Raw genomic sequence first — 13,837 nt, 5'->3', positions numbered from 1 at the left:
CTATATAATCCTAAGACCCTACCTCAATAAATCGATTCTTAAAGTCCATAAATGCAGCATGCAATGCCTTTTCTTTAATTGGCTTAAGCAAAACATAGTTTGCGCCAGCGGCCATAAACGCTTCGCTTGTTTCTTTCATTGTATCAGCGGTACAGGCATAAATTGGCGTTGCAATGTTAAGAACGTCTCGAATGGTTTTGGTTGTTTCAATACCGCCTAAGTGTGGTAATTGATTATCCATCAAAATCAAGTCATAGCGATGCTGTTTGACCTTCTCAATCGCCTCGATACCATCTTTTGCCCAATCAACTTGCATCTGATATTTCTTGCAAAAAGCCTGAAGAATAAAGGCATTAGTATGGTTATCTTCCACCAGCAACACCCTTAACGCATCACTAAACAGTTTCTCTGCTGGAAGTTTCAGGGCTTGGGTAAGCTCCTCGACTTGTCGCAGTCGGTCTTGCACCGGGATGGTAATGACAAAGAGTGTTCCTTTACCTTTCTCACTTCTAACTTGAATATCACCCTCAAGCATTTCAACCAAGTTTTTAACAATGGTTAAACCTAACCCACTACCGCCATATTCACGTGTTGTTGTTGCCTCTTCTTGAATAAACGGCTCAAACATTTGGTCTAGTTTGTTTGAATCAATCCCGATCCCTGTGTCTTCAACTTTTATCACGAGCACACTGCTATCGTGGCCATGGAATTGCTCAAGTGAAGAGAAGATTCTGATGGTGCCTATAGGGGTAAATTTCACCGCATTACTAATAAGATTAAAGAGTACTTGATTAAGACGAACTTGGTCCGTAAATATCTCAGTGTTTTCTTCAATCTCATTATCGATAATCAGTTCAACACCTTTTTTTCGACAGATAGGGCCATAGATATTAGCGATGGTGCGCATGGTGTCGGCAAACAAAAACTGATGTTTTTGAATGTTAAATTTGCCTTGTTCGATCTTGGAGAAATCTAGAATGTCGTTCAATACCGCGAGTAGATGCTCTCCGCTGTGACACAAGACATCGACTTGTTTACGTTGTTCATCATGTTCAACGGAATCTTTAAGTAATTGAGCCACACCTAAGATACCATTGATTGGAGTGCGGATCTCATGGCTCATTTTCGCCAAAAAATCCGCTCTTACTTGGGCTGATTTTTCTGCCTCTCGACGCGCTAAGTTACTCTGCTTCTCAGCTTCAATCAGTGTCGTAATATCTTGCCCCTGAACGATGATTCCACTTATCCCACCATCAACGCGAATCGGTGATAAATTCCAACGAAATACCTTGCCATCGATGGGTACATTGACCCCTGTTAACGTGGCTCCTTGCGCGGACATCCTTAAATGTGGCGTCAATTTTTCTTTAAATTTTTGGAATACTGGGTGTATCGCCTCTTGGCCAGAATCACTTTGACCAATAATAAGCTCACGCTTTGCTGCAGGGTTCATTTGAATTAGTACTGCACTCTCAGACCAAACCATAATTGGAGACAATGCAAAGTTGAACAGGTCGCGAAAAGACTGCTTCTGTGAATCCAGCTCTTCAAACGTGCTTTCCAAGGTCGAACCAATATGGTTGAACTCTTCAATATCTGAACCAACAAATCGCTCAAATCGGTCTTCGTCACTGGCTGATTTTGTATAGGACATTAAAGTGTTAAGGGCCGCTGCAACCTTGCTTTCCATCCACTCTTTTGCCATCAATGCGATCATCAATAAGCCAATAATAGAGGCTAACATTGCTAGGAGATGCTGAATTTGAAGAGATACAACACCCTGGTTGTCTTGAACCGTCAATAAACATAGCTCAGTCATTGAAGCATTGACCATTATCGGCGTTTCAATAACCAGTAGCTTATCTAGTCTTTTTGTTGAATCACGACGTGCAATAATATCTTTATCCGAGTAGCTTTCTCCATCATCGAAAGAGTTTGCGAGCAATTCATTGTTTGCAATCAGAAGTACGTTATCTACATTGCTCTCACTTTTCAGTTTTTCCATCAAAGAAAAGTTATTATCTAGAACAATCGAAATAAATGAGTAGCCTAAGACTTCACCAGTTGACGTATCGATTACTGGTACACGTCTTAGCAGCATATGTCTCTGCCCCATCAAAGTGCGGACATTTAAATAGTACCAATTACTACTGAAAGATATCTTCTTCGCCATTCCCGCTAAGATGACTTCATTTACCCCATAAAAATGAGCATTACCATCATCCCAAATAATACCGTGATGATCAGTGAGAAATCGAAACTCCGGCGTGTGTGAAGGGTCACTTTGATCAATACCTAAAAAGAAATAATTGAGTCTTTCAGCGTCTCTGTCCAAGTAGAAGTCTCGAACAACTTCACTTTTGGAATTGCTATCGTGATGGATTTGAATCGCTGCAAAATGGTTATCAAAAATATTATGGATTAAAGAGGAAGTTTGCTGTTTGTTACGATCAACTTCCTGCCAAATAATTTGTTTGGAGAAGTAGTAACTCTGGACAAAGATTCCAAAGATAATCGGCGCCAAAACGACGACGATAATGCGGGTGATCAGCGTCGCCAAAGAGCGACGCTTGGTTGAATTTAACTGAGCTGACATCAATTATCTGAATATCTAAATGCGCGTTTCTTGAGTTGTTCAATTCGTTCCGGTTTATCTGACTTGGTCACTACCTCAAAATCACCAGAAAATACGGTAGGGACAGATTGCCCTTCTAAATCCCACTTTATCGCTTCAGCCATTGCAATTCCTGTATCATCATTCATCCGCATAACAGTGAAATCAAGTTGACCACCTTGTATTGCATTAAGCTCGGCTGAACCTCCGCCCCAACCATTGATCATGATATCGTCACGCCCAAGATCATCTAACGCTTCGGCGGCTCCAAGTGCGACATCGGTTGAGCAGGCATACATAAAATCAATATCTGGGTACTTTTCTAGACTGATTTTGGCCGCTTGATACCCAGATACTTTGGTTGCTTTTGTATAGAAAGCCGACTCTAGAGCAAAACCATTTTCACGGGTAACATGCTCGATAAAAGTGTCCCCTCGAACGTCACTAATGTATCCCTCAGAGAAATACAAAACACTAAATTTGCTCTCTTTCTTGAATCGCTTCCCGAACTCCTGCGCTAATGCACGGCTTCCTTCGGCATGATCAAAACCAACATAGAGAAACGGCTGTCTTTTATCCCACTCTCTTACTGGTGTGGTGATGTTTTGCAAAATGAGTTTAGTTTCCGATGAGTCTAGAACATGCTCAATAAATTTACGATGACGAGTAGTATCGAGAGTAAAAATCAAATAATCAGATTTACTTTTAAGCGCTTCCATTAATGACACACTTTGCTGCTTGATATCAGCATTTGGACGTGTAAAGACCTGATTGATTTGATAACTGATCTTCAGCTTATCTAGCCTTTTCTCAAAAGCTTCAATATTTCTCACCCAGTAATCCGATACTTGTTGCCCCGGGTACACAACGGAGATCTTGAGTGGATGGGGCTGCTTTGTTCTTAACGGAACCGGATAATTTCTAACAGCGTCACCCAACTTTTCAGTGAGTGCTCGCTGATTTGGGAATTGTTCTAAATACTCCTGATACGCCCAGTACCCATCTAGTACCTGGGTTGAGTAGGCGTTTGAAGAAACACCAATTAAGGAGAATAGCGAAAATATAAGCGCTTTTTTCATTCTATGCTCTTGTTATTTTGCCGCCATCATTGTGGGGCTTAATTCTTAGTACCTAGCCAAGCATTCCATTTCGAAAGTACGCTGTATCCATATAACGCAAGACAAATTCCATACTTATATTTGATAAAATTTTGTGAGGAATTTGGTTTCTATTATGAGCTAGAGTCCAATGAATTGGTACCTACAAACAAGAAAAAAACCGCCGTAGTAAGGCGGTTTTGTTAGCTAAGTAAGATAATGCACACCGAAGTCATCACAACTGAGAGTCGCGTTCCCTATGACGATTTTTTCTTTCTTGTTTTTAGGTAACTGCTTTATGAAATATTCGACTTTCATGGCGTGTATTTTTGACTCAAAGCTTTTTGACCATTCCAACACCAAAGGCCCTTTCCCTTTTAAAGCTTTGGCTCCTTTGCCGCTTTGATGCTGGTTGAAACGACGCTCAATATTATTAGTAACACCGCAATATAGCGCATTACGGTTATTACGTATTAAATAGACGCTCCAGTTTTTATCGGCAGTATCACTCATGAAAGCAGTGATTCGACCTGTTCTTTCAGAGTTGCAAGTTCTTCACGAAGCTCTGCCACTTCTTGCTCTAATTGGGTGATACGTTCAGAACCCGCAGAAGATGGTGCGGCACTTGCCACTGCCAGTTCACTGACATCCACTTCACCACAGAATAGGTGCATGTAACGTGATTCTCGCTTACCAGCTTCGCGAGGCAATTTAACAACGAGCGGCCCCTTTTCTTCACTTGCAAGATGTTCAAGCACGTTTTCAACTTCTTTAACATCGTTGAATGTCGCTAAACGGTTAGTGCGTGTGCGGATTTCACCTGGTGTTTGTGCACCACGAAGCAGCATACAACATACGATGCCCTTTTCTTGTTCTGTAAGCTTTAAGTCGCCGAATTCAGTGTTACAGAATCGATGTTGATATTTGCTTACTCGGCTATTGAAGCTACTTTCATCACTGACTTGTCGGCGCTCAATTAATGCATCTACCGCATCTAGTACATCAGCTTCAGATAGCGACATCACTGGTTCACGGTTGCTTTTTTGGTTACATGCGTTGGTCAGTGCGTTAAGGCTTAGGGGGTATTGATCGGGGGTCGTGACTTCTTTTTCGATTAAGCAACCAATTACTCTTGCTTCAATTGCCGTTAGCTCAACTTTCATAATGCATTTCCTTATTATTTTTGCATTTGAATTTGGGTATCAGGCTAAAGCATAGTGCATGGACCTGACACCCTTTGCGAATCGGGTTAGGTCTCAATGCTCTGATAAAATCGACACTTTGGTCATTTTTCCATTCTCATCCACCACCATTATTTTCGACCGATTAAGTTCGACTTCGGTGATTTCGAGTTGTGTTCTTGCGTCTACGTACGCCGCTTTTAGTTTTTCGGCCAAAGATTCATCCTTTGTTTCAGGATCTTGGCTTTCAACCGGCTCCGCAATATTCCCAGAGTTCATTTCGAGCTTCATTTTCTGTAGTAATTAACACAGATAATATAACCAGAACTTCGCTATGACAACGCATCTCACTACTCAACTGAACAACAATCGTGCTTTTTCGCTGTGTTTGTTAAAGCCGCACCTGAATTGATGAATAAATGCTCAACTCAACGTTGCGTTTGATCTTAAGACTGTTATGCCACGGGATGTTGTGCTTTAATCGAATCAGATATTCACAAATTAGGAAAGGGAACCATGAGTAGCGTATTTGAAATCGTGAACCAAGCTCGTCGTAAAAACAAACTAAAACGTGAGCTGCTTGATAACGAAAAGAAAGTCCGTGACAACCGTAAACGTGTAGATCTACTAGAAAACCTTCTAGACTACATCAAACCAGAAATGACTCACGATGAAATCGTTGCAATCATTAAAAACATGAAAGCAGACTACGAAGACCGCGTTGACGATCACATCATCAAGAGCGCAGAGATCTCTAAAGCTCGTCGTGACATCAGCCGTCGTATTCGCGAACTGACTGAAGAAGACAAGCAAACTAGCGGCAAAAAATAAGCGCAACTAGTTCAGTATTTCAACCCCGAGCAGGGATAACTTGCTCGGGGTTTCTTTTTGTCTCTTTGTTGCACAGTGTGTACAATAAAAACAATTTTTGTTCCAAAAACACGCAACACTCCTATGCCTTCTAATTCTTCTAACACACAACCAACCTTAGCAAAGCAGCTATTTACTATGACATGGCCAATGCTGTTTGGTGTGTTGTCGTTGATGAGCTTCCAGCTTGTCGATAGTGCCTTCATTGGTCAGTTGGGCGTACTACCACTAGCAGCTCAAGGCTTTACTCTACCTTTACAAATGGTGGTTATCGGTATTCAAGTTGGTTTAGGTATCGCCACAACCGCAGTGATATCCAAAGCATTGGGCGCGAACGATGCCCGATACGCGAAACAATTGGGCGGCTTGGTGCTAATGATCGGATCCGTTGGCGTAGCCATCTTTGGTCTGCTTATTTGGTCTCTGCGCTATCCTATTCTTACTTTGCTTAGTGCGCCAGAAAGTGTCATGCCAATCATCGACAGCTATTGGCCGTGGTGGCTACTAAGCTCTTGGGTAGGTGCAGTGCTGTATTTCTATTACAGCATCTGCCGTGCGAACGGTAACACTATGCTGCCCGGCACCATGATGATGGTCACCAGCGGCATAAACTTAGTGCTCGATCCATTGTTTATCTTCACTTTTGATTTGGGCATAAATGGGGCTGCGATTGCGACCATTATCGCTTTCAGCTTTGGCATCTTGGTTGTCGCACCTCGCGTGCAGAAAAACCACTGGGCCACATTCCAATGGCAAGACTTAAATGTACTCAAGAGCGTGACATCGATTGGCAACATTATGGGGCCAGCGATGATCAGCCAATTACTGCCACCTCTGTCCTCTATGTTAGCCACTAAGCTGCTTGCTAGCTTTGGTACAGCTGCTGTTGCCTCTTGGGCGTTGGGCTCGCGCTATGAGTTTTTTGCCATTGTATCGGTATTGGCGCTGACCATGTCGATGCCCCCTATGATCGGACGCTTATTGGGAGCGAAAAACTACACCGATATTCGTGCGCTGGTTTCTATTGCCGTTAAATTCATCTTAGGTTTTCAGTTCTTGATTGCAGTGATCACTTTTATTGCTGCTGATCCACTTGCACTCCTGATGACCAGCGATGCGAAAGTGACTAGCGTACTTGAGATGCACTTAATGATTGTCCCTATCAGTTTGGGGTCACTTGGGGTGTGTATGTTGATGGTGTCAATTTGTAACGCTTTAGGTAAGTCATATACCGCGTTAACTATTTCAGCATTACGCCTTTTTTTGTTCTTCCTACCGTGTCTATGGATTGGTGCACAAATGGGCGGTATCAAAGGGCTGCTGATTGGCGCTTGCTTAGGTAACCTCATGGCAGGCATCGCAGCTTATTTAACGTATCGAAAAACGATTCACAAGCTGGCACCTGCCCGAGCAACGGCTTAAGAAAGCCACATTTAATAAAGCCCTCGTTGTGAGGGCTTTGTCGTTTCTCAAGTTTAGAGATCAAATTAGCTGAGTAAAGGCGCCCTGTCTGCAGGGAAAATCACGCCAGTTTGTCTTCTTACTTCGGTTAAAACTTTTGCGACGGTCAATGAACGCTGCTTCATTTGCTCATCAATCACGCCGATTTTAAGTTGTTTGGCAAACGCCTGCGCTTCATAGAACATGTGGTTCTCTTCTTGAGGTAACGTCAGCACTTCTTTGTCCTGCCCTCGCAAAATACGTTCAACACAGCGTCCTGTGGCAATCATGTCCACCAGTACGCTACCCTGCTCGCCTTGGAACTCACTTGGGATTAATGAATCGCTCACCTTTGAATGCAATAAATTCACATTGAAGCCATCGTAAGCCAGAGTCACGCTACCACAGCCATCAACACCAGAAGGCAAAAGATGAGCGCTTGCTTGTATGCTTTTAGGCTCACCAAATAGCTCAATGGCAGAGCCTACGCAGTAGTAACCGATGTCCATGATAGAACCATTGGAAAACTCTGGGTTAAAGGTATTTGGATTCTCACCGTTTAAATATTTCTGATAGCGAGAGGAATACTGACAATAACTGATGGTTGCATGACGAAGAGGAGCAATCGTCGACAAGTTGTCTTTCAGCACTTGGAAGTTGGGCGTGTAGGGCGACATGAAAGCTTCAAACAATACGACATTATTCTCTTCCGCCACTTTAAACATGGCTTGGGCCAGAAGAGCATTTGACGCCAACGGCTTTTCACAAATGACGTGCTTGCCAGATTCAAGCATTTTAACAGCCTGTGGTGCATGCAGCGAGTTAGGGCTGGCGATATACACTGCATCAACGTCTGGGTCTGCCCCTAATGCATCAAGGCTATCGTAGTAGGATACAGCATTGTAAGGTGCGCCAAATTCACGCGCTTTCACGACATCACGTGAATAAACCGCTTGTAGGCAAAATTCTTTGGTCTGAATCGCCGCTTCAACAAATTGTTGAGAGATCCAGTTTGTCCCGATCACAGCAAGTTTGAACATGTTACTTCCTTTTCTCTATCGTTCTTAAAGCCACAAAGAGTCCAGCTTTCAGGGGCGATTTAAGCAAGCTTTAGCTCTTTAAACAACTCAAATAACTGATGAGACTTATAGGGTTTCGGTAAGTAAGCGTCCATTCCAGCTGAAAAACACTTTTGTATGTCCTCTTCCAAGACACTCGCAGTAAGCGCAATGATTGTTGTTTTGTGTTTTTTCGTTTTATCTTCCCAACGGCGAATCTCTTCCGTTGCTGTCAACCCATCCATCACTGGCATCATGCAATCCATCAATATCGCGTCAAACTCTCCCCCTTGAGTGATCGCATCCAATGCTTCTTGCCCATTACTCGTTATGAGATAGTCATACCCCGCCTTTTCTAGGAAGAAACTGGCAATTTTCTGATTCATCAAGTTATCTTCTGCTATAAGGATTCGTTTGTGTTTACCACCAGCAAACGGTTCCAAAGGCTGCGCGTTTACTGCTATATCAACGAGAGATTGAGATTTCCTCAATTGGTGCTCAGCCAGTTCAGTGATTGCAGCTTGGAAACGCTTGCCTAAAAACGGTTGAGTGAGCAAGGCATGAACCCGCTCTAAATTAATATGAGTAGTAAATAGATGATGCTGACAAACGATGACTTTTTCGAGAGGATAGCGATGCGCCAACTGCTCAAGATCTTTATTGATGTTTTGGTGTAGGCTATAACAATAAAAAACAACGTCAAACTCACCTTTCAGACCACAAGCATCTTTTGCATCATCAACCCCCGTTAGTACGATTCCCGCTAATCGACATTCACGTTCAAGTTGAGGTGAATAGCGATAGTTATCAGAGATGAGTAGACCACGCTTTACAACCTGAGATCGCCAAAGCTGACGGCTTACGATTTCAACCTCAATAGAAAACTCAAAACTACTGCCGTATCCCTTAGGTGACTGAGCTTTGAGTTCCCCTCCCATCATGGAAACAAGTTGACGGCATATGGCAAGGCCTAACCCAGTCCCTCCGAATTGACGAGTAATACTGTCATCTTCTTGGGTGAAAGGTTTAAATATATTACTCAGCTGGCTCTCATCAATACCAATGCCGGTATCAGTAACTTTAAAGTGTAACGCCCCTTTCGAAGCACTCTTTCGCTGATATCCAACGTCTACAGAGATATACCCATCATCCGTAAACTTGATGGCATTACTAAGCAAATTAGTAATGATTTGTTTAATTCGATGATCGTCTGCTTTCACCAAAGCAGGAATACTTTCATCAAGATTAACGTGAAGTTCAATACTCTTGCTGGTCGCTTTTGAATGGAACAGAATCAACGATTGGTAGATTACCTCTCGTATATCTGCTTCTGTAAGCGAAAGATTGAGGTTACCGGATTCAATTTTTGAGAGGTCTAAAATATCATTGAGCAAAATCAGTAATGAGTGCGATGAAGTATCAATGTTTTCTAAGATCTCTTGCTGGTGACTGTCTAACTCACTGTGCGAAAGGATCTCTGTCATCCCAATAATGCCATTAAGTGGGGTTCTGATTTCATGGGACATATTGGCAAGAAAAACAGATTTCGCTCGATTCGCTGCAATAGCTGACTCGCGAGTTTTAACCAGCTCATCTGTTTTCAAACTTTGCTCTTCAATGATGCTATTCAACTGCCGTGCAAACTCGGTAAACTCATCATTACCGTCTACCGTGATTTTTGCACTGCTGCCTCTTTCACCCCTCCCACGAAGAGCATGAAGTATTGCGCCCAGCTTTGAATGGACGCGAAACCAAGTTGTTCCTCCCAAAAAGCATAGTAAGGTCACCACCAGCAAGACAGTAACATTGATGATAACAAGCTCTCTTTTTTCATAGTCTACTGCAGACATCAAACGCTCTTCCGCTTGAATGGAAAAACCTTTGATCAACAGAAGTAGCCGTTGTAGCCGATAATCTAAATCCACAAGATAGAACTGAAGTTCGACTTGAGACATTTTACCGTCAATCAACTGAGAACGACTCTGTACATTCTGTCGGTAGCGAGTTGATTGGAAAAAATCGAGTAACTTGAAAACTTGCTGGCTATCCGCCCCTAAAAGCAAAAAGCTATCTAGGCTTTCTTGCTGTTTATCGACCACCTTGATAAGAGTGTCCCTGTTCGGTTGTGTGTAACCGCTGATTGCAAGGGTATAGGTTAGCCATGCTTCTTTTTGCGTCCAGAAAGACAGCTCAGCCAAATGGGCTATGATGTCTTGAGTCCATTGAGAATCATCGCTTTCTAATTGGTGGTATTCCCGATTCACCGACTTGAGCATTAATGCCATCATTTGATAGGCAATATCACCCGATTCAACAACTTCATCCAGTGGAGATGAAAACACATGGAGCGCTTCTTCTTTCCACTCTAAAGCAAAATCACGTGTATTTGGGTTACGAGCAAACTGGTTATAAAACTGCTGAACTTCTTGCTGATGTAGCTCCAACTCAACGGAAAGCACATCTGTTTTTTGATGTTGTCGCTCTCGCACAGAGCGATATACAAAGTTGGCTGCATCCGAGATAGTCTTTAACGTATGAATATTGTTGACTGTTAGGTTCAGTCTTTCCACCTGCTGTGTCGTATGTGAAAACTGGAGCAATGCGAACCATGTGATAACCACGATGGGCATCATTGTAAGTAAAGCTAAACGACTCTTTATTGATAATTTCGTTATCACTTGGCTTTGAGAACCGAAAAAAACTGACGTTCTAAAATACTAGTCCAGTTTCATACTGTCGTCGTTTTGGTCGGGTCAATCTAGAGTAAATTCTTTGTTTTGAAACACCTAAAAGCCCACTCTCTCTCAAGAAATCTGGTGTGGTGCAGATTTGTGTGACTTAACACAAATTTTTGAAAACCTATTTTCCTACTTGATGCCCTGAGCGACTTGTACTTAAGACTCTCTAGGAATTTCTTTGTTAAGCCCGACTTATGATTACTATTTTTGTTTACAAACAGATTCGCATCTCCTTTTTACTGAAACTAGAAATTGCATCCATCAGAATAAATAAGACTTAGAGCGTTATCATCGCGAATTAAGTATCTAACTTTACTAAAGTCAATATCACTAATTGCTATACAAATCACCCTACATTTAACAGTAAATACCTAAGAATGCGGTGATTTATCTCATATTATTTTTCCTAGCAGAATAAGAGGTCACACCGTACAATTCGCACACAAAATTATTACAACCACATTACATAACAAACTCTCACACTTTACCGGAGAGGTAACAGGAGAGAGTAAAGTCAGCCCCAAAACGTGAAAGGTCCGAAACAACAATGAGTCCAGAGAAATATCTCCAAGACTGGCAAACAAGCCAAACGATTGCCGAATCCATCTCCCCTCTTATTGGTAAGCTATATCGTCAAAAAGGCATTGAAGTTGTCCTGTTTGGTAAAACACTGATCAATGCAACCACTATCGACATTCTCAAAACTCACCGAATTGCCCGCCGCTATACAGGCTCCCCTCTCTCCTTAGAACAAACCATGCCTATCGTCCAAGCACTTTGCGAAATGAGCATTTCGTCATGTCGTGTTGATATTGGTCAATTAGCCAATATGTACTGGCAAGATCATGATGATGCATCAGCACTTGAAGATTTTCTTCAAACAGCCCTAAGTGGCGCACGTGATGCAGATTCCTCCCTCGAAGCTCGTGATGTTGTGCTCTATGGTTTTGGGCGAATTGGTCGTCTACTAACCCGACTTTTAATCGAGAAAAGTGGCCCTGGCTACCCACTGCGCTTACGTGCGATCGTCGTTCGAGGTGGCAAAAAAGGCGATCTGGAGAAACGCGCAAGTCTGCTAAGACGTGACTCGGTTCATGGCCAATTCAACGGTAGCATTGTGGTAGATGAAGAGCGTAAAGCTCTGATTGTTAACGGTAACTACATCCAAATCATTTACGCTAACCAACCAAGTGATGTCGACTACTCTGCTTACGGTATTCATAATGCACTTGTGGTTGATAACACTGGTGTTTGGCGTGATGCTGAAGGCCTAAGCCAACACTTAGCGTCCAAAGGTGCAGAAAAAGTACTTCTAACGGCACCAGGCAAAGGTGATATTAAGAACATCGTATTTGGTGTAAACGAATCTGTCATTCAAGAAACTGACACCATTATCTCCGCAGCAAGTTGTACAACTAACGCTATTACGCCAGTACTCAAAGCGCTAAATGACAAATATGGTGTGCTTTCAGGTCATATTGAAACCGTTCACTCCTACACCAACGATCAAAACCTAATCGACAACTTCCATTCGGGAGATCGTCGTGGTCGTAGTGCTTCTCTAAACATGGTTCTGACCTCAACAGGTGCCGCGAAAGCAGTAGCAAAAGCCCTACCAGAGCTAGCAGGTAAGCTAACGGGTAATGCGATTCGTGTCCCAACACCTAACGTTTCAATGGCAGTTGCTAATTTGAACCTTGGTGAAGACGTCGACCGTGATTCCCTGAATGAGTACTTGCGAGGTATGGCGCTCAATTCAGAGCTATCCGCTCAAATCGATTACACCGATTCTACGGAAGTTGTGTCTAGTGATTTGGTAGGTTCTCGTCATGCTGGCGTAGTTGATGGTCAAGCAACTATCGCACAAGACAAGCGTTGCGTACTGTACATATGGTACGACAACGAATTCGGTTACAGCTGCCAAGTCGTGCACTGTATGGAACAAATGATGGGTGTTCGTTACCAGACTTTCCCTCAATAAGGTCAACTACGCTCCACGACGTTAACCACAATGTGTAGCGATCTATCACCTCATTTGTTCTAAAACAATAATAACAGTTATCCCCCGTTTTATACGCCCGCTTAGTTCGGGCGTTTTTTCTTTTTTGAGCGGTTTGACATTCCTCAGACAAATCGATGCGAAATTGAACGTTAGATACCCAAATGACCTCAATATTCAGAATTCAGAGCGTTGTTACTAGCGCTAGTTCAAAGATAAATCGCTTGCGTAATAGTTCACTATTGCCGAGGGATTTATCAAAGAAATGGCGTTAGTAACACGCTCCCTAGGGCAAGTTGTCTTGGCTCGAATACTTTGTTGACGATTCTCGATTTAGAATCACTAGAACTTCAAATCGTCGCCGCGTCTACGAACCAAGACAATCTTGCTGAAACTAGAATTTTGAGGTTATTTGGGTATGTTCATGTTTCGTTCATGTTCAGATTATTAATATGAACCCATAGATTGAAAGAGAGGTCATGATTATGAATCGAATTATCGTTACTGCACTAGCACTGATTACTGGCTTTTTTACTTTGGTATTTAGCCTAATCATGGCGATTCCATTGACCATCGCAGCACTGATTACTGGCAAACGTATTGAAAAGCGCGTGAAACAAATGCAGCAAGAAATACATGAAGAGTATGAGTTCAATACGGGCAAATCCGACGCGCTTGAAGGCGAGTTTGAAGAAGTTCGTCGTTAACGCTTATGAAGGTTCCACATTCCCCCTATGTTCCTGAGTAACCTTCCTTGCTGACATCCTATCTCGTTTAGAGTTAGGATGTTTTTTTGTTTGCCGTACGCAAAAAAGGCTACCATTTCGGTAACCTTTCTTC

The 13,837-nt window shown here is 42.6% G+C and carries 11 protein-coding genes; 4 read left to right on the top strand and 7 right to left on the bottom strand.

Annotated elements, in window-relative coordinates; all coding sequences use genetic code 11:
- Window positions 1-10 precede the first annotated feature (10 nt).
- The 5 genes from luxQ to ACTS60_RS07790 all read right to left on the bottom strand — a co-directional run bounded on the left by luxQ (window position 11) and on the right by ACTS60_RS07790 (window position 5,171).
- A complete protein-coding gene (gene luxQ / locus ACTS60_RS07810) occupies window positions 11-2,596 on the bottom strand; it encodes a quorum-sensing autoinducer 2 sensor kinase/phosphatase LuxQ (protein WP_440887783.1) in 2,586 nt (861 codons plus the stop codon).
- On the bottom strand, window positions 2,596-3,693 hold the full coding sequence (locus tag ACTS60_RS07805) for an autoinducer 2-binding periplasmic protein LuxP (RefSeq protein WP_440887782.1): 1,098 nt from the start codon (window positions 3,691-3,693) through the stop codon (window positions 2,596-2,598). Before ACTS60_RS07805 ends, luxQ begins: the two co-directional genes overlap by 1 nt.
- A gap of 225 nt (window positions 3,694-3,918) precedes the next feature.
- Entirely contained in the window at window positions 3,919-4,224 is a 306-nt protein-coding gene (locus ACTS60_RS07800) for a GIY-YIG nuclease family protein (protein WP_440887781.1), read from the bottom strand.
- Entirely contained in the window at window positions 4,221-4,874 is a 654-nt protein-coding gene (locus ACTS60_RS07795) for a YceH family protein (RefSeq protein ID WP_440887780.1), read from the bottom strand. The genes ACTS60_RS07800 and ACTS60_RS07795 overlap by 4 nt, the downstream gene beginning before the upstream one ends.
- A 93-nt stretch (window positions 4,875-4,967) precedes the next feature.
- The gene (locus tag ACTS60_RS07790; RefSeq protein ID WP_440887779.1) at window positions 4,968-5,171 is read right to left on the bottom strand and encodes a hypothetical protein; all 204 of its coding nucleotides are present in this window, start codon (window positions 5,169-5,171) and stop codon (window positions 4,968-4,970) included.
- Between the two features lie 237 nt (window positions 5,172-5,408).
- Here ACTS60_RS07790 and ACTS60_RS07785 point away from each other — a divergent pair, with 237 nt between their 5' ends.
- Complete coding sequence (locus ACTS60_RS07785) at window positions 5,409-5,723, top strand: DUF496 family protein (protein WP_005373603.1); 315 nt, start codon at window positions 5,409-5,411, stop codon at window positions 5,721-5,723.
- A 123-nt stretch (window positions 5,724-5,846) separates the two neighbouring features.
- Window positions 5,847-7,184 carry an MATE family efflux transporter gene (locus ACTS60_RS07780; RefSeq protein WP_440887778.1) on the top strand — a complete coding sequence of 446 codons (1,338 nt, stop codon included), beginning with the start codon at window positions 5,847-5,849 and terminating at the stop codon, window positions 7,182-7,184.
- Between the two features lie 65 nt (window positions 7,185-7,249).
- Here ACTS60_RS07780 and ACTS60_RS07775 read toward each other — a convergent pair whose 3' ends face one another.
- Both ACTS60_RS07775 and ACTS60_RS07770 read right to left on the bottom strand, forming a co-directional pair.
- Window positions 7,250-8,242, bottom strand: a complete 993-nt coding sequence (locus ACTS60_RS07775; protein ID WP_440887777.1) for a Gfo/Idh/MocA family protein — start codon at window positions 8,240-8,242, stop codon at window positions 7,250-7,252.
- A 59-nt stretch (window positions 8,243-8,301) separates the two neighbouring features.
- On the bottom strand, window positions 8,302-10,935 hold the full coding sequence (locus tag ACTS60_RS07770) for an ATP-binding protein (RefSeq protein WP_440887812.1): 2,634 nt from the start codon (window positions 10,933-10,935) through the stop codon (window positions 8,302-8,304).
- A 610-nt stretch (window positions 10,936-11,545) separates the two neighbouring features.
- On the opposite strand from ACTS60_RS07770, the gene ACTS60_RS07765 reads away from it, so the two are divergent.
- Together ACTS60_RS07765 and ACTS60_RS07760 are read left to right on the top strand one after the other, a co-directional pair.
- Window positions 11,546-12,979: a glyceraldehyde-3-phosphate dehydrogenase gene (locus ACTS60_RS07765; RefSeq protein WP_440887776.1), complete on the top strand. Its 1,434-nt coding sequence runs from the start codon at window positions 11,546-11,548 to the stop codon at window positions 12,977-12,979.
- Window positions 12,980-13,482: 503 nt separating this feature from the next.
- Window positions 13,483-13,704 (top strand): hypothetical protein, encoded by a 222-nt coding sequence (locus ACTS60_RS07760; protein WP_440887811.1) that lies wholly within the window; start codon window positions 13,483-13,485, stop codon window positions 13,702-13,704.
- The last annotated feature ends 133 nt before the right edge of the window (window positions 13,705-13,837 follow it).

Origin of the sequence: Vibrio sp. WZ-1 (genome assembly GCF_052037695.1) — a bacterium.
In the GTDB taxonomy this organism is placed as follows: Bacteria; Pseudomonadota; Gammaproteobacteria; order Enterobacterales; family Vibrionaceae; genus Vibrio.
This window is presented reverse-complemented; position numbering and strand designations above follow the sequence as displayed.